Annotated in this window: 13 protein-coding genes and 2 pseudogenes; 3 read left to right on the top strand and 12 right to left on the bottom strand. The window is 54.1% G+C overall.

Features of this window, described 5'->3' with window-relative positions:
- Positions 1-244: 244 nt before the first annotated feature.
- The 6 genes and pseudogenes from Pla100_RS05435 to Pla100_RS31490 form a co-directional block, all read right to left on the bottom strand.
- Entirely contained in the window at positions 245-1612 is a 1368-nt protein-coding gene (locus Pla100_RS05435; RefSeq protein ID WP_197167724.1) for a DUF1501 domain-containing protein, read from the bottom strand.
- On the bottom strand, positions 1602-4052 hold the full coding sequence (locus Pla100_RS05430; protein WP_231602753.1) for a PSD1 and planctomycete cytochrome C domain-containing protein: 2451 nt from the start codon (positions 4050-4052) through the stop codon (positions 1602-1604). The genes Pla100_RS05435 and Pla100_RS05430 overlap by 11 nt, the downstream gene beginning before the upstream one ends.
- Positions 4053-4288: 236 nt before the next feature.
- Positions 4289-5290 (bottom strand): DUF6807 domain-containing protein, encoded by a 1002-nt coding sequence (locus tag Pla100_RS05425; protein WP_146576696.1) that lies wholly within the window; start codon positions 5288-5290, stop codon positions 4289-4291.
- Between the two features lie 364 nt (positions 5291-5654).
- The gene (locus Pla100_RS05420) at positions 5655-6659 is read right to left on the bottom strand and encodes an SDR family oxidoreductase (protein WP_146576695.1); all 1005 of its coding nucleotides are present in this window, start codon (positions 6657-6659) and stop codon (positions 5655-5657) included.
- A 148-nt stretch (positions 6660-6807) separates the two neighbouring features.
- Positions 6808-6882: pseudogene (locus tag Pla100_RS31495) on the bottom strand (PhnA domain-containing protein); the annotation flags it as partial.
- A 681-nt stretch (positions 6883-7563) separates the two neighbouring features.
- A pseudogene (locus Pla100_RS31490) lies at positions 7564-7752 on the bottom strand (MYG1 family protein); the annotation flags it as partial.
- A 650-nt stretch (positions 7753-8402) separates the two neighbouring features.
- Here Pla100_RS31490 and Pla100_RS05410 point away from each other — a divergent pair.
- Both Pla100_RS05410 and Pla100_RS05405 read left to right on the top strand, forming a co-directional pair.
- Positions 8403-8795 (top strand): CoA-binding protein, encoded by a 393-nt coding sequence (locus Pla100_RS05410; RefSeq protein WP_197167722.1) that lies wholly within the window; start codon positions 8403-8405, stop codon positions 8793-8795.
- A 259-nt stretch (positions 8796-9054) separates the two neighbouring features.
- Positions 9055-9945, top strand: a complete 891-nt coding sequence (locus Pla100_RS05405) for a PhzF family phenazine biosynthesis protein (RefSeq protein WP_146576693.1) — start codon at positions 9055-9057, stop codon at positions 9943-9945.
- A gap of 186 nt (positions 9946-10131) precedes the next feature.
- Here Pla100_RS05405 and Pla100_RS05400 read toward each other — a convergent pair whose 3' ends face one another.
- The 4 genes from Pla100_RS05400 to Pla100_RS30360 form a co-directional block, all read right to left on the bottom strand.
- Positions 10132-10569, bottom strand: coding sequence for a hypothetical protein (locus Pla100_RS05400; RefSeq protein ID WP_146576692.1), 438 nt, complete (start codon positions 10567-10569; stop codon positions 10132-10134).
- A complete protein-coding gene (locus Pla100_RS32375; RefSeq protein ID WP_390620576.1) occupies positions 10538-10795 on the bottom strand; it encodes a DUF1569 domain-containing protein in 258 nt (85 codons plus the stop codon). Before Pla100_RS32375 ends, Pla100_RS05400 begins: the two co-directional genes overlap by 32 nt.
- Before the next feature lie 143 nt (positions 10796-10938).
- A complete protein-coding gene (locus tag Pla100_RS05390) occupies positions 10939-13056 on the bottom strand; it encodes a biotin/lipoyl-binding protein (RefSeq protein ID WP_197167721.1) in 2118 nt (705 codons plus the stop codon).
- Between the two features lie 4 nt (positions 13057-13060).
- On the bottom strand, positions 13061-13753 hold the full coding sequence (locus Pla100_RS30360; protein ID WP_197167720.1) for an efflux RND transporter periplasmic adaptor subunit: 693 nt from the start codon (positions 13751-13753) through the stop codon (positions 13061-13063).
- Between the two features lie 91 nt (positions 13754-13844).
- Here Pla100_RS30360 and Pla100_RS30355 point away from each other — a divergent pair, with 91 nt between their 5' ends.
- Positions 13845-14261 carry a hypothetical protein gene (locus Pla100_RS30355; RefSeq protein ID WP_197167719.1) on the top strand — a complete coding sequence of 139 codons (417 nt, stop codon included), beginning with the start codon at positions 13845-13847 and terminating at the stop codon, positions 14259-14261.
- Positions 14262-14515: 254 nt separating this feature from the next.
- Here the strand turns inward: Pla100_RS30355 and Pla100_RS05380 are convergent, their stop codons facing one another.
- Both Pla100_RS05380 and Pla100_RS05375 read right to left on the bottom strand, forming a co-directional pair.
- Positions 14516-15409: an efflux RND transporter periplasmic adaptor subunit gene (locus tag Pla100_RS05380; RefSeq protein ID WP_231602752.1), complete on the bottom strand. Its 894-nt coding sequence runs from the start codon at positions 15407-15409 to the stop codon at positions 14516-14518.
- 296 nt (positions 15410-15705) lie between these two features.
- Positions 15706-17502: a TolC family protein gene (locus tag Pla100_RS05375; RefSeq protein ID WP_146576688.1), complete on the bottom strand. Its 1797-nt coding sequence runs from the start codon at positions 17500-17502 to the stop codon at positions 15706-15708.
- Positions 17503-17630: the final 128 nt, after the last annotated feature.

Raw genomic sequence — 17630 nt, 5'->3', positions numbered from 1 at the left:
GGGATCAATAGGGAGTGCAGAGCGTAAACAATTTAGTAATGCCCCATTATCATCACATTGCCGTACTCAAGCAAATCCTCTGCGTACGCCGAAGTGATCACCGAAATTCAGAATGCGGATTGCCAATCGCTTGGAAACACTCGAGAGGAAACGCCGGTCGCATCGATACAAGTAAGAAAACGCAACCGACCCGAGAGATCCGTGTTCTTACCGATCGAACAGGTGCTTGTCAAAGAATTGTTGTTTAACTGATCAGATCGCTCACGATGCGGCCGTGCACATCGGTCAAGCGAAAATCCCGTCCGGCGTGGCGAAACGTCAGTCGGGTGTGATCGATTCCCAATTGATGCAAGACCGTCGCATGTAAATCGTGGACTTCGACTTCATTTTCAACGGTATACTTTCCGATTTCGTCTGTCACGCCATGAACGTGACCACCACGGAAGCCGCCTCCGGCCAACCAGATACTGAAGCAGTCCCGGTGATGCCCGCGGCCGTTCTTTCCTTCCCGGGTAGGCGTGCGTCCAAACTCGGTCGCCCAAAGAACGATCGTTTCGTCCAACATGCCTCGACGTTTTAAGTCGGTGATCAGGGCCGCCGTCGGTTGATCCACATTGTAGGCAAGATCGGCGTGTTCTTTCATTTCGCCGTGCGAGTCCCAGTTCGGACGGGATCCCGTGTCAATTAGCTCGATGAATCGAACGCCTCGCTCGGCCAAGCGACGAGCGACCAAGCACTGCCATGCGAAATCGGCGGCCGGGCCTTTCGTTTTGCGATCCAGCCCATAGAGACGCCGAACGTCCTCCGGTTCGCCGCTCAGATCGAATGCTTCGGGAGCCGCCTGCTGCATTTGAAACGCGGTTTCGAACGAACGAATCCGCGCAGCCAAAGCATCGTCGTGGGGCCGCTCGACGGCATGTTTGCGATTGAGCGAGTCGACCAATTTCAATTCCAATTCTTGTAACGATGCGCTGTTTCGAGGCGGCGTTAAATTGGCGATCGGATGATCACCCGGTAACACTCGCGTGCCCTGATGCGAGGCGGGCAAAAAATCGCTCGCGTAGACCTGGGTACCGGCATAGGGAAGATGCGGGGCGATCACGATGAAACCGGGTAAATTTTGATTGACCGTTCCTAAGCCGTAACTGACCCATGATCCCATGCTCGGACGGGCAAAAGTCGGTGATCCGGTGTGCATCCCCAAGGTGGCTTCGGAATGATCGAAATGCGATGCTTTCATCGACCGGACCACGCACACTTCATCCATCACTTCGCGGAGGTGAGGGAAAAGATTGCTCACTTCGGTGCCACAGCGTGGGTTCCGCTGAGATCCGAATAGATTCCCCATCAGTCGATCCGAACCGGTTCCGTCGCGTCCACCGGTGGGCGACTTGGGGTCAAACGTATCGATGTGTGAAACGCCGCCGGTCGCATAAATGAATATCACGGACTTCGCGCGAGGTGCATGATGGATCCCGGTGGCGATGGGATCGCCATCGCCGGCGAGCAGTTGCGAGATCAGACCCGGCATCAGTAACGAACCGCCGACCATCGATCGAATCGACGCACGACGATTCAAAGCAGCGTGATTGGGAATTTGCCTAGTCGACATAGAGAAACTCATTCAAACGAAGAAGACTTCTAACAAGACTCGTCCAGGCCGAGTGCGAGACGCCGCCACTGCGGTTGGCTGTATTCGACACGCCGCCTAATTGCTGCTCAACGGAGGCAAGATGACGCGAAATGAGTTCGACTTCGTCGAGACTGGGTTCGCGACCAAGGATGGTTAACGTCGCATACTCGATACGTTCGGAATCACTTCCGACCTGTTCCAACAATTTGCTTGTGAATCGGTCCGCTTGCATGTGCACGAACTCATCGTTGACAAAGTACAGTGCCTGCAAGGCGGTGATCGACGCGTCGCGATCGCTGGTGCAGACATTCGGATCGGGTCCGTCGAAAGTCTGAAAGTAGGAATCGGCGGTCAACCGCTTTCTCATCAAGTACACGCTGCGTTTATCGCTGTCGTAATTGTCTTTGAATGGATGATGTTGAGTGAACTTCCAAGCCTTCGGATCGGGGAACGGATGGGGCTCGTTCAGCGGCGCGAGATCGAGCGATCCACCAATCGACAACAATGAATCACGAATCGATTCCGCGTCGAGGCGTTGCCGATTGAATTTCCAGTAGAGATGGTTCTCGGGATCGGCCGGTAGATTCGCATCCAGATCTTGGCTGGCGAGTTGGTAAGTTCGCGAGGACATGATCGTCCGATGAAGGTGCTTGATCGACCACCCGTTCTCGATAAAGTCCCTCGCCAACCAATCCAGCAAATCGGGGTGCGTAGGTGGCGAACCACGTAAGCCGAAATCGCTGGTTGTGGGAACCAATCCTTCGCCAAAATGTCGCTGCCAAACCCGATTGACGATCACCCGGGCGGTCAACGGATTCTTTGGGCTGGCGATCCATTGTGCTAATTGAAGCCGGCCGCTGCCCATCGTCGCTTGCTGGCCGGTGAGTTCCTGGCCACCGAGGACGGCGGGAAACCGTCGCGTTACGGTCGCTCCCGGACGATCTGGCTCGCCTTTGATTTGGATGTTTGCGTCGGTCGGTTCACCCTCTTGTACCGCGTAGGCCGTTTCCATGGCGGGAATTTGCTTGAGGTGATCGGCGAGGCGCTCGCCGGCTTGCCGAGCCTTCAAAAGCATCCGATCAAGTTCATCTCGCATTTGGCGTTGCTGATCGAGCGACGTTTCACGTTGGAGTACCGCGTTCTTGATCGATTTATGTTGACACTCTTGAAGCAATCGCTCGAGCTCATTGGCCAGTTTCTGGGTCTTGGGCTGATGTGGCCCCACAACATCCTGCACCTGCTCCGGCGGAACTAGCGGAACGAAATGATGCTGGGCTTGGAATAATTCCAGCCCAGGCAACGGATACTGAGTGCTGGCAAAGAAACCGTACAGACCGTAGTAGTCCCGGGTGGTGATCGGATCAAACTTGTGGTCATGACAACGTGCGCACGAAACGGTGAGGCCTAGCATCGTGCGTCCCAGATTGTCAATCGTGTCTTCAATCGTCAAATGCCATGGGTATCGCTCGATCAAGGATCCGAAACGACGCGACATCGCCAAGTAACCCGTGGCGATCGTTTGTCGGTTGCGCTGCTCCTGTGTACTAGCTGGTAACAGGTCGCCGGCGATTTGCTCGACGATCAAACGGTCGTACGGCACATCCGAATTGAAGGATTCAATGACGTAGTTCCGATATCGATATGCCTGGGGAATCGGATAGTCGGAGTTGTCGCCGGCGGTATCGGCATATCGGACCCAGTCCATCCAATGACGGCCCCAACGTTCACCGTAGCTCGGACGCGACAGGAGCTGATCGACCAGTCGCGAAAACGCTCTCTGTTTGCCGAGGGGAGAATCGGCAAGCTCGCAAAACTTTCGAACTTCCTCGGCCGTCGGCGGAAGCCCGGTCAGTGAGTAAGTGGCACGGCGAATCAGCGTCGTCGCATCGGCGTCGACGGCGACTTCCAAACCGGCCGCCTCACGTTTTGCCTGAATGAATCGATCCAAACCGCCGAGCGGCCAAGATTCGTCTTGGACGCTCGGTGGACGCACATCCGTCAATGCTCGAAACGACCAGTGATGTGTCTCCTCAGACGAATGGCTCGGGTCGTCGGCCTTGTCCGTCCAAGACGCACCTTCGGAAATCCATTTCGCCAATCGGTCGATTTGCTCAAATGTCAGCGGCGGGCCCTCCGGGGGCATTCGGTCCGCCTCACTTGTCGAGGAAACGCGAATTAACAATTCACTTGAGCCTGGATCGCCCGCCTTGATCGCCTGTTCGCCCGAGTCTGTCTCCCCAAAGGCTCCCTCCCGATGATCGAGACGTAGACCTCCGTTTTGTTCCTCTTCGCCATGGCATTCAATGCAGTGCCGCTGCAAAATCGGTGCAATGTCTTGATCAAAGTTGATCGCGTCGTCGGACGTACCCGTCACGCAATCAACTGAAGCCAGCGCTAAGGTGATCAAAAATGTGATCAAACAGCAAATCGCTCTCGACATAACCTGCTCAAAGGTGGGAACCTGCGGACCAAGTCTCTAGTGTAGCGTTCCTCGCCAGCGACCGAATGCAGAATCTTTTGATTGTTGATTCATTCCGGTTGTCAAAATAGCCGGCCCGGAGGCAGACATCTTAAACGCCGATGCCCAACCACTCCCAAACGACTCTGCCATTCGTGGGTGGTACCTTTCTAGCTTTCTTTTTAGCTGCTAGGACGTTATTCCGCATACTTTTTGTAGGCATTTGAAATACCGGCGGCCTCGGCATCGCCTTGGTGGAAGATCAGGCGATGGCGTAGCAAGACCTCTTCACCGGCTTTCAAGGTGAACGTGCCGGAGGTCTCTTTCGGGTCGAGACTCTTGGGGCCGAAGGCGTTCGCCGTGAACAGCCCGTAGTCACGCACATGCCAGCGAGTTGGGTGGCGAAAGCTTGATGGATGGTTCAAAAACGCAATGCCGAGTTGCTCGCCCTCGACCGGTCCGTGGTAATCAACCCATGTGGCGGCCTTTGACCATGTCGCGCCGTCGAAGTCTCCCTCGCTGTTGACGATGTGCCCTTTGCCATGGGTCAGTGACATGGACGTGGGGACGCGAACGTTTAGCCCGGCATCCTTCATATCCTGCAACTCGACGTCGCCGTACTTGGCCACCAACTTGATGTCAAAGTCCATCACAAGTTGGCCATCGTTCATTTGGAAAACCATCGACCGTTCATCCGCCATGAGCTGGGTGCCGGACGAGTCCAGATAATCATTCGTCGAGCGGATCACGGCGTGGTCTTGAGTCGTTGACAGTTCCGTGAATCCGGTATGTGCGATCGTGCCCAAGCTGGCCAAGAACTCGTCTCGTTTGTCGCCTTTGACGTTCGTCGAAGCGGCTTCCAGCCACGTGTCAAAACCTCCGACACCTTGGTGGCCGAACCAAACTCCACGGTGGTGGGGATGGTCGTGCTGTTCGCCGTCGACCTGCTCCATCGGAAACGCCCGCGTCATCGGTTTGCCTTGGGGGCCGATCACCGGCCAGAAGTAAGGCTTCCTCGCATCAGTGTCCTGGTAGTGATATTTGGTAACCAACTCGCCGTTGTATTCGATCGTGACTTGAGTTGCTTCACGGGAGATCGAAAATCCTTCGGCGGCGACGTGATGTTCGGGACCGAAACTCGCCAAGACGAACACGGATGCGAGTAAAACGTGGGTGGTGATGTGGAGCGGATGGATCATGGGAATAACGCCTTGGTAGATGATGTTTGGGATTCTTTGGAATCTATTGGTCGGTTACGACCAAATCTTTGAGTAGGCCTTGGGGTCTCTCCGAGACGTTGAATGCTACGAGTCTCGGAGAGACTCGCCTACGTGTTCTGCTGAGAGGTGCTTAGGATCGAATTCGACCGTGAGCGGATATTGTAGTTGCGGAATTGGCAATCTGTCACTTGGGCAATGGTCGCGGTACCTCTGCGACTCAATCAGCTAACCTTATCTGAACAGCCGCAACTTGATAACGTAACGTTTCGCGATTCTCCGCACAGAATAGATTGGCGGCTAACCTTAATTACGTTGCGTTTGATAGCGGAACGGTTCGTCGATTTCAACGATTCACGCGAGTTAAAGCGCCGAGCCCGACGAGCACCCCTCCTAGGATCGCGAGCGTTGCCAGAGGATGTTTTGCGATCGAAGTGTAGGGCGAAATCGGCATCGTGTAACCGGTGTACTCACCTCGCTGTTGCGGATCCGAAACTGGGGGAGGCGAGAACAAATTATCACCGGCATGGCGTGGCGGCCGCTCCAATTGTTGTTGGCCGACGCTCGTTTGGGCGATCATTCGATCTGCTAAACCCGGGAAGGTGGCTTCCAACCATTCATATGCCTTTTGTTCCCCGATTGTCAGTTCGCGGCGATAGGTCGTCGCACAAGACAAAATTCCATCGGCGACCAAGGATGGGTCATAGACCGGTGCAGGCAGAGTCGCGGCCTTGTGTGTGTAATTACGGGCGTGTTCCACGTACGGCGTATCAATGCCGCTCGGTTTGATTAGCGTCACGTTGACGGGAAGTTTCGCGTGCATCATTTCCGTTCTTAACGCGTCGGTGAACCCTTTAACGGCGTGCTTGGAAGCACTGTACATTCCCTGCAGCGGAATGGCCCGTTCGCTCAGAACACTTCCCACGTTGACTAGCGTACCGCCGTTGTCCTTTAAGTGGGGCAACGCAGCGAGCGATCCGTATACGGTGCCCCAAAAATTCGTTTCAAAAAGCCGCCGGTGATCCTCGACCGGAACCTCGTCGAGCAAACCGTAGATACTCACTCCCGCGTTGTTGACCCAGGTATCGAAACCTCCGTACTTAGCGATCGCACTTTCGGCGATCGCGTTGACGGCATCAGGATCACCGACGTCGGCGGTTACCGCGATCGCATCGCCTCCGGCCCCTTGCAGTTCCTCGACGACTTGCCGTAATGCCGATTCGTCGCGTGAAACGAGCACAACTTGGGCACCTTGGCTAGCCGCCTCGCGGGCAGTCGCCAGCCCGATGCCACTGCTCGCGCCGGTGATGACGATGGTTTGTTCGTTGAGATTCTTAGGTCGAAAATTCATGATGGACGATGTCCCTGTGATTGTGAAGAAAATGAAAGCGGTTGCTTCAATTTCAGCGAATTCGTTGATAGTGAAATCAACGAAACTCGACTGCAATCACCGTACCTTTTAATCGGGATGCGACTTCGGCCGTAGTTCGCGCGGCCGGTCAGGCCTTCTTAACGAACTCGGATTTCAGCGACATCGCTCCGATGCCGTCGATCTTGCAGTCGATGTCGTGATCAACAACGGTGACCACGGCGAGTTGCAACAGTTCCTTCAGCCGCGTCGGATCCGTCGTGTTGACTTTAGCGACAAAGCCACGTTTGTGAGCAAATCGAACGTCCTCGTGTGATTCGATCTGTGAAAAATCTAAACGTTGGCTGTCATTATAACGAGCCAATCCGTATCCTTCGCCACGCCGATCAGGGTATACCGTCGCATGAATCTCATCTTCTTTTCCTTCGCTCTCGATGAACGCGTAGATCCCGAACGATGGATCATCGGAAATGGTGTCACTATCTTCCAGGAACAAAGCTACAATCGGTTCGCCGTCGGTTTCAATTGTCCAATATTGGCTGTGCTCTTTCAGGTAGTCCAATCGCTTGCGCAAGGTCCGCAAGTAGTCGACAATGTCTTCGCCCACCAAGCACATGACTTGGTAGATCAAACTTTCTGAGTCGAGTTCTGTGTATTTCGCGAATCGGTTCAGCAAGGTGATGTCGAGCGGAGAATTGAGTGCTGCCAACGCAGTACGCGGGATCCCCATTAATTTGGCAGCTTCGTTTGGGCCTAGCGTATCGAGCCATTCCGCCGGACGAAGCCAGGCACAGAACGACAGCGCGTCCTCGTAAAGTGAGATGCTCTGGAGTACAAGCGATAAGGCACAAAGAGGCGGAGCATCGCGTGGAAACTGGTGATGGTCAAAATTATTGAGGCTCGGATCATGAACACCCCCCACATCAACGACACAGATCGATGGATCGGCTAAGTCATCATCCGTTGGGTCGCGGCGTTGGATCGGAACCCCGTGCAAATGGGCCAACAAGCTACAGGCAAGGAATTCATCTTTGTGGGCACCGCCCGCGTGGGTCACTATCAACTGGATGGTCATGAACTCGGGCAATTCAGATTTGCGGTCAGGTTTCAGATCAATGGCCACAAAACATAGTCACAAAACAGCTGCGACGGGAGGAATGGCAAAAACAACGCGAATGCCAGATAAAAGACAGCGTGAAGTGGCCGGAGTTTGGGCCTGAAAACCCCGGAATAAGCAGCAGTTTGTTGAATCGGTTCCCATGACTAGTTCGACGCCGGCGTAAGGTTAATAGCGGCGCCAAGGGTAACCATCGGTCGTCTCGTAGGAATTGCTGAACGCGGGATCTTCTTGGTTCATCCCGGAAAGTCGGGGATACGCCTGGGCTGTTGGATTTTTGGAGGCATCGCGGTGGCGTCCGAATGATTTGTTAGAGCGACTTGCATCTGGTAGCTTGAATCGGTCGCGAGAAACGGAAGCAGTCTCTGCGGGAACGCAACTTGCCAGGGATATCACGGTCGGGGTGCGCCGAAGGGTGTCATGGACCTTTTTCAGCCGTTTGGACGCAGGAATTCAAACCTCGGAAAATCCAGTTCCGAATCGGGAATCGCTTTCAAAATGGTATTTGAATCTGAAAAAAACAGCTGGTTGGTAATTTCCTATCTGCAAAACTCTGGGATTGAACCCACCGATTCTGCGGAAGAGCCAACCCTCCAGCGAGACACATTATGAACTCAATCGAACGTTTCTTCGCCGCCCAAACCTATGCAGTCGCCGGCGCATCCAATCGCAGGCACAAGTACGGTAACAAAGTCTTTCGCGCCCTGCTCGCCGCTGGACGCGAGACCTACCCTCTCAATCCAGCACAAGACAAAATCGAAGACCATCGCGCGTACCCGTCAATCGTCGACCTGCCGCTCGTCCCTGAAGCTCTCTCGATCATCACGCCACCCGAGGTCACTCGGAAAGTCGTCGCCGATGGGATCGCAGCCGGCGTACAACACATCCGGATGCAACCCGGGGCCGAAGATGAACAAGCGAGCCAATCGGCACGAGAAGCCGGCATCAATGTGATCGACGATGGTAGTTGCATTCTCGTCCTGCTTGCTCGTCAACCGTGAATGCGGAAATGCCCGTTCAACCGCGACTAGGTTGCCGCAGATTCTGCGAGCCACCATCATCAAGTGAATTTTCGATTTCATGTTACGGACCCGAAACCTGCTGTAGCCCGAGGTTACTCGGCCCTTATCGATTCCAGACGTTTCACTGATGCTTTCAAGCCCGGACGCAGTTCGGCTTTCGTGAACCCACATCGGCTTGAATTGCTCTCCTTGGTAACAGCGGACATTTACCAATCACCAAATTCATGAAGAGTCCTGAATGAGTTCGAAAACAGGTATTCCGATATGGCAAGTCGACGCGTTTTCCGACCGACCGTTCGCAGGAAATCCGGCGGCCGTGTGCATTCTCGATGACTTTCCAGACGATCAGTGGATGCAGAGTGTTGCTTCCGAGATGAACCTTTCCGAAACATCATTCGTGGTTCCAACGGCTGAGGCAAATAGCTTTCGCCTGCGTTGGTTCACCCCGGCGACGGAAGTCGACTTGTGTGGACACGCAACGCTTGCTTCCGCACATACTCTGATTGAACAGAATCAAGTCGACACCAGTTTGCCGATTCGATTTCAAACTCGCAGCGGTGAGTTGCGTTGCGTAAAGGCCGGTTCAAGGATCACGCTTGACTTCCCCGCAACGCCGGCCGCCGAAGATGTCGATCCGATAGTTGCCGAGCAGGTATGCCAGGCGCTGGGACTTCGGGAGGCGACGGTCTTGCAAAGCCAATTTGACCTGCTGGTGGTTGTCGAAGATTCGAGCATTGTCGAATCACTTCTGCCAAACTTGGGCGCACTTGCGGAGATCAAAACACGTGGTGTGATGGTGACGGCCGCCTGCCGAGGCAGTGACATTGACTTTGTTTCGCGTTTCTTCGCCCCTCGTTGCGGCATCAACGAGGACCCCGTCACCGGTTCGGCGCACTGTTGCTTGGCACCGTATTGGGCAAATCGGCTTGAGAAAACTTCATTGGTGGGTTACCAAGCGTCGTCCCGGGGCGGCAGGGTGAGCTGTGAAATTGCCGGTGATCGCGTCCACTTAACGGGCACGGCGGTGACGGTTCTCGAAGGTCGACTGCTGAGCAAACCAACGATGGAAACGATATCAACCAGTACAAAGATCACGATCGCCGGCACCACGAGGCCATATTGCGGATAGCCCAACCAAGTGCCGTACGCCTTCTCGGGTTAACGTGGGGCCAAAAATTGCCGGGTGCTCAAATTCATCAAATTTTTGCTCCTCGCCGCCCTATCATCGTTCCCAATAAAGCAACAAGTGGACGCGTCCGAAGTTTGCGGGCAAAGACGCGATCTCTCGTGAAAACCTGATTCTCGGTGGCACGCATTAATCGAGGTCGATAACGCCGAAACTGCCTAGCGTTACCAAAACTACCACCAGGACGGGGATCGCAATGAATCCAACCAAGAAACAGCCGAGCGAAATTGGAACCGCCTTCGGCGTTCTCCCAACTACGATTGCAATCGGAAGCCCGATTGCCACGAAAAGCAACCCAGTCACAATCAGCATCAGAATTTCGGACAGTCGGGCCTGTGCGATTGAATGGATGCCTTGCTGTAGATTGACGGCTTCGCGAGAAAGGCAGATGATCAATGCCCACAGTGCGGTGTATGCCAGCATTCCCGCAACTGAAATCTGCCTTCCGTCATTTGACTTTTGTCGGCTCTCACTTTCCATACTTGCTCGCTCTTGAGATGTCGTCGAATCCAAAACCTGACTGCGTGCTCTAAATTTAACTTTTGGCGGCTTTATCGATCTTTTCATGCATCGATTGCTCGCGATCGGTGCGTGTACCGGATTTGATGCTAGTGGTGTGGTGGCTTGGTAAGTGCATCATTTGTTCTCGGGTCAGTGTTCCTAGGACGGGGTGAGGAGGATGTTCGCCGTCGAAATCTTGAAATCTTACGATGCTTTCGAGCAATCGAGCTTTCTGGGTCTCAAAGTCAGCGTCGGCGGGCGGCTCGAGCCTGGCTCGAACTGATTCCGGGATCGAAATGAAAGGAGGGAACCTTCGACATCTTGATTTCTAAATAGCTGCGAAGCAAGGTCCAAGCCGGCGAAGCGTGCTGTTGTCGAAACGCCAAAGGCGCATCCGGTTTGTGCCACGCGATTCAAATTCTGTTGCATTCGCGATCAGAAAGAATCGATGAAATCAAAACAATGTTGATAAATGATTCCGCCAAGGGTTTGTTGGCTGTTGCCGATACTTACGTAAGCTCTTTTGCCGCTTCGCAGTTGCAGTGCTTGAGCAGCGGTAAGTCGGATGTAGGCATTGACTCGGGGCTCCATCAAATGGACAGCGCCTTCGGCAGAAGGCACTGCGGGCAACGAGCCACCGTTGGTAGCCAATAGTGAGTCGTCAGGCGAGCTGTCGTCTGCGCGAGTTTCTATTCGCGAAAAGCTTGCTGTGATCGAAGGCGCGTCATCGACCACGATTCGAAGAGGATGATTGATCCATTCCGCAGCTTGTTTAACATCTATTTGAGCGATGGAAACTTTCAAACGCTTCGAATCTTCTCGGCCGACGACAGCGAGTTCTTGTCCGGCTTCGACGTAAGTTTCCAGAAGCAAGTGAAGGTTTCTAGCGACCAGTGTGCCTGAATTCGGTGCACGAATCGCCATTGAGTCGACCTGGATCTGGAGCTCTTCAACTTGTTCGACTAGACCTGCTCTGCGAGACTGTGCGTCGCCAAGCTTCGAAGAATCTGCATTCCACTGCGCGGCAAGAATTTCTTGGTCCGTTTGTGCGAGCTCCTTGCGAAGACCTGCAAGTTCAAGCTCCAGTTCGTCGTTGCGAAGCGTCACAATCGTTTGGCCTTCGACAACGGGTTGACCATCACGCGCATGAAGCGCGGCTATGAAGCCTGCCGATCGCGAACGTAAAACGGCAGGTGGGTCATATTGCACGATGGCAGGGGCGGTCCAAGTGAAACTGACAGGGGCGAACCACATCGCCCCAAATACAAGTGACACCAGCAATCCCAATCTTACCGCTAGCCGCGCGAGCGACAATTCCGATTCGCCGTGCAGCTTCCAAAGATGGTTTGCAAGAGTCCAAAGTGGTCGAACAATGAACGAGAATCCGCCCGCGATCGCGATGGCTATACCAGCTCCCTTGAAGAGTGCCGCAGCAGCAATCAGCAGACCTGAAATCGTGAAGACGCGATAGACAGCAGCCGACAGTCCATAGAGTTTGATCCAGGCAGGACGTGAACCCGGCAGTGTAGGCACCTCGGCATCCAGCCCAAGAATGTATCGGTTACCGAAGTATTGGGCGTAACGTTGACCAAATGAATAAAGGTTGTCGATTCCCGTTGCGTCGGCGAGCGCGAAGTATCCGTCGAATTTGAGCAACGGATTGAGGTTAAACAGCAGCGAGCTAACGGTCGCAAGCAGTACCACATCCGTAGCGGCTTGCTTTAGCGGCAGCGAGTCGCAAAGGTTCCAAGCGATTAAAGCAAGCCCAGCGATAAACAGTTCGGCGGCTACTCCCGCGAGAGTCACATGCAGACGTTGCCACCTCGACGCGAACCGCCAACTGGACGTGACGTTAACGTAGGCGATCGGCATCAGCAGGATCATGGCAAAGCCGGCTTCGTTGACTTCGCCTCCGTAGCGACGGCAAGTGGCACCATGCGCGGTCTCGTGAATGACTTTCAAAACGAGCCAGGCGAGGGCCAGCGTTAGGCCGCGCCAAGGAGTGAACAAGTTCTCATAGCTGTTGGAAAACTCAGCCCAGTTGCCCGATGTCTGCAATACGCCCAACAGGAAACAGGCAAGTCCTAGGAGCAGGGCTTGTGAGCAAAACAGCCAACCGAAATACCGGACTAACGTCTGAAGCCACTGGTCTGGATTGACAATCGGAATCTTCCAAAAGAAAGCGAGTGCGAATGGATTCGGCGTGCTTGCCCCTTTCGCGGGACGATCGGGCGTCGTCCCACCGTTCGCGCTGTTCGCAGCCGTCAATTCATTAATCGCAAGCCATTTGCATAGCCCGACTGCGTTTTCGATCGTGAATGAGGCATCCACTTGGCTGGCGTTGGAGAACGCGTGAGCCGTCGAGCCATTTTCGATCAAATTCTGGATAAACAATGCTTCGACCGCACCGAGGCGATAGAACTTCGATCGGACATTGTCCTCAAGAACGACCTGTGTAGATTCACGGCGATGATGCAGGCACAGACCACGACGCAATGGCATCAACTCTGGAAGGCCCGGCACCGCAGCCGCATTATCACCTAGTGACGACATTGGACTACCACCCAACCCACTGGCGTGCCGCGTTGTAAGGGCGACGGAACAGTTGCCAACCAATTGCGCGATACCCGGCATTGATCGTTGCTTTGGCGATCATTCCGGGACGGAGCAAAGCATCGTCATTCGATAAGTTCGCTTCAGCAATAAAGACACTGGTGTTGTCTCGGATTTCGTTGCGCAAATGAATCCGCTCAATGGTCGATTCAAGTCGCGTTCCCGGCATGGCGTCAACGAAAATCGACACCCTCAGATCATCGCTGACAAACAAAATGTCCTGCTCGGGTATGGCTATTTCGGCAATCAGATGGTCAAGGCTGGCGATCTCAAAGAGATTGTCTCCGACCGAAAGCGGCGCTCCCTCGGCTCGTTCCAAATCGCCAGTAACGACAACGCCGTCGATTGGCGAACGAATCTCCAAGTTCCTTTGCCGCCGTTCAAGCAATTCAGATTCGCGTCGCAAGTGCTCGACCTCAAGACGTTCAAATTCCGATTTCGAGTGATCGCCGGTTGAGAGCGCTGCAAGCTCACGTTGTTCGGCTTGAGCAAGCTTGGCTTGGACAGACGCAAGCTGACTGCGCAATTCACCACCGTCGAGCGTGGCCAGCAAATCGCCTTGTTTGACTTGTTGCCCAACAACAACATCGGAACGCAATAGTCTTGCGTCATACGGAGCCGCAACGTAGCGACGCACGACTGGCTCACAGACCACATCGCAATGGATCGAATGTGGCCAGGGAATGAAGCACACCCCCACGCAAGCGAATAAGGTACTAAGGTAGACATTGAACCTTGATCTCGGTCCTGCCAGCAGCTTTTTCCTTATCAAATTCGCCAGTTCGGTCCATGAAGGCAGGTCAACCGGCGGCGCAACAACGGGAGTCGTCGCTGCGGGTGATGTGGCTGAATATAGAGAGGCGGCTCTGGCCACAATAGCAATTCGCCGAGCAACGGCATTCTCGTCGAGTTCGTTGGCTTGGCAGGGAAAGCTAACGCAAAGACAATTGTTGTCGATCGCCGGAATTGGCTCGGCGATGAGGATTGCCGTTGTGGGAGAGGCAAGGATACACGACTGGCGCAGCCCCGTTCGGATGGCAACTTCAGCAAGTTCTGCTGAACGCGTACGGAAGGTAGAATCTGGGTTGGCCGAAGCGGCCAAGATCGTCATTGATGCCTTCTCGACCAAACGCCATTGGATATAGCCAGCGTCACCACTTCCGGCGAGCAGCACGGACCAATCATGGGTTTCCGAGATAGACTCAGTCGTCCGACGAACCTCCGGCGCTCGGATGCTTTCGATTGTTTCCGCCGTGATCGACATGAGCAATTGTTCGTGGGTAAGGTAAAAACGTTCCGCAGCCTTTCTAGGCTGAGTTTGAAATCCATCATGTCAGGGATTCCATCAAATCAGGCTGGAAGGCCTGGCGTACAATCGATCAGCTGAGTTTATTACGGCTTAAAGCCTGTGTTGGCTGAGTTGTAAATTGCTCGGCGAATCGGATTTTGGTGGTGAGCCGGAATTGACGCGGAGCTGGCAGCGCTCTCCGGCGTTCAGTAGACCCGATGAGTTGTCGACCCGAGTTTTCACCTTGAACGTATTGGTCTCCCCATTCGGAAACGGTGAAATGAACTGAATCGTTCCACGCACTGTTTCGTTGGCGACCGTAAAGACGACATCGACGTCGTCACCGACATTGAAACTATCGCGGTAGTGTCGGGGCAATAGGAACTCAACACACAAGGTGTCCAGCTCGGCAACCGTGCAGATCACCGCCTCGCCGGGCCCGACATACTCGCCGACTTCTTTGGCGAATTCTACGACGACCCCATCAAACGGTGCATTGATCCAGAACTGATTCGATTCCGCGAGCAGCCGGGCATGATCGGCTGTCGCTTGAGCCAAACGGTCTTTTGCACGCTGTACATTGGCGCGTGCGATCGCCGAATCCTCCTGAGCCTGCATCAGCTCGACGGCTGTGGCGTGGTTGCGACTTGAGAGTTCAATGAGCCGATCGAGCCGTGCATTTTTTGCAGTGAGTTCGGCTTCCGCACTTTGCAAATCCCCGAGCGAGTCTTTTGCAACGCGTGCAAGTTCCAGTTTTTCGTCATGAATGCGGTGATCGAGTTGCACTAGGCAGTCGCCTTGACGAACTCGATCGCCCTCACTTGCATTGAAAGAAAGAATGATACCGGACGTGGCGCTCGCGACTTGCGAAACGCGGTTTGGCTGGCTAAAGCCCTGGATCGTGTATGCGTCGTTATAGGTGGCAGTTTGTGCAAACACCGGTGCAGCCACAAGCGAGAGGAGTATGACTCCGGCTAGCTTGATTCGAAGTGACGTTGAAAACATGACTTCTTCGGAAAACATGGACGGGCAATAAATTGAGTTAAAAATTCCAAGACTTTGCTCGGAGAACTCTAAGGCCTAATTGCCGTGTCGGTCGACGATCTGGGCGATCAAATTTGGAGGAGTCGAGATGATACAGAGGAAATGCGTTCTATAGCGATTATAACGCCAACTTCCCCGTTCGCACTCCATCCTGTGCCCCTTACGTCAGGCTTGCCAGCTTGAAGGGAGGGTCGAGTTGTGAATGCTACGACAGATTCAGCCCCGAAAAGACCGACGCGCAGACGGCTGAATTACTTTCATTCGGCGAACTGCACCAGGACACCAGTTGAACGTTGTACTTCCAGTATCGCGAGGTTGTACTGCACCAAGGCTTGCAACAGATTCTGCTCTTCCTGTAACAAACGGTCCTGGCTGCTAAGCAAATCGTTCAGTTGCAGTTGGCCTAGTTGCGGATCGTTGCCGAGTGTTTGCCAGCGGTCTTTCAGGGATTCGACTTCAGCGTTTGTAGCGTCGACGGAGAGCTGTCGGCCTAGTGCGGCTTGCTTGGCGGCTTGGACATTTCGGACCGCAGTTTCGACTTCAGCTCGGACGTTTTCCTTCGCCTCGTCGATCAAGTGGCCGAGCTGAGCGATTTCGAATTGCCTCTGGCGAACCGCAGCGGTCGCTGCTCGATTGCCAACGGGGCGTTCGTAAACCAAACCTGCGGCGTAACCGGGACGTCCTGTTGAAAATTGATCAACAAATGCACCAGGGATATCGGATTGGCCCTGCAGCCCAGCAACATAGCCTTCAGCAACGAGATTCAGCGTCGGTTTGGATTGGTCTCGAGCGAGCTGCAACCGAACATTGGTAGCTGCCAGTTTACTAGCGAGTTCAGCCAATTCTGGACGTCTTTCGAGGGCTGTTGCGACTTCATTTTCAATCGCAAACTCAAACGGTAAAAGACTTGCGGATTGCAGAGGCAGAAACTCTGCGTTCCGATTGTCAGTCAATTCAGGTGCATTGATGAGTGCTCGCAAACGCGATTCGAGATTTCTGATGCTTGCATCTGCTTGAGCCAAGTCGGCAAATCGATTGGCCACGGTGGCTCGCGCGCGGAGCACTTGACTACTGGATGAATCGTAGCCTTCCCTTGCCAATAGGAGTTCCGCAATCTCACTTGCTCGGGCTAAGTGCTTTTGGCGTTGTAGAAACGAGGCTCTTTCGGTGTAGAGAGACCAATAGGTGTCGGCAACCTGAAACAGTTGCTTTTGCAAAGCATCTTGATACTCAGCTCTCGCAGCTTGCGTTTCGAACTGCGCCGTCAGAACCAAGCTTCTATTAACATCGATTTTTCGGCCACGCATCAGTGGATGCGTCAAGTTCCCGTAGAGCCGTGCGGTCCCCTGATCCGACGGGGAGAAGAAATTCGAGTTGCTATTCTTGTGCCCAAAACGCTGTCCGACGCGATAATCCGTCCCTCGTTGATTTTGCCCTCGAAGCCCCGAATCCAAGCCAACGATGTTGTCTTGCAATCGTGGTGGTCCGCCAGTCGTCAACGAGTTTTCGACAGGGTCACTGGTGCTGTTGAAACGATTGTCGCTGAACAGCGTCGGATCGAAAGCTGCTTGAGCTTGTTCAACTTGTGATTGGCTAACCCACGGTGCCTGTGCGACAGCCTGGACGCGCCCCGAATGAGCGGCCGTCAGCGCAAACAAGGTATCAAGATCGATGGGCAACGCATGCAAATCCGGCCGAATGGAATCCTTGATCGGTACTGACCACCATGGTTCAGCGATCATCGGCTGAGGCAGTTCATTCTGCAAAACAATGCCTTCGCTTCGGGCATCCACCTGCGATTCGTTCCAGACCTGAAGGGCTTGATCCATATCGATGACCGCAGGCGGCAACAATTCGCTAGCTGCCGGGAGTTCCCACAGACCGTCGATATCGGGCAGAGTGGAAAAATTATTAGGCTGATCGAATACGCTGTCTGATCCCTGAGCGCAGCAAGTACTTACGTCTGCCCAATTTAGGCAAACGCCTAGCACTATCGTCGAGACCAGCCGCGATGCTGCCCCCGCCGAACGTATCTTGAGCGCAGAGAATTCCATATCTCACTTATCGTCTCCCAATCGCTACTGCTTGAACTGAACGCACAATCACTTCCAACGGCTATTCGTTAAAGACGGCCCAAGCGTCCAGGACAACGCATTTGCTCTCCTTTAACCAGGCATTTTCT

The sequence above is a fragment of the Neorhodopirellula pilleata genome (genome assembly GCF_007859915.1).
GTDB lineage: Bacteria > Planctomycetota > Planctomycetia > Pirellulales > Pirellulaceae > Rhodopirellula > Rhodopirellula pilleata.
Note: the sequence above shows the minus strand (reverse complement) of the source record. Positions and strands in the feature narration are given on the sequence as shown.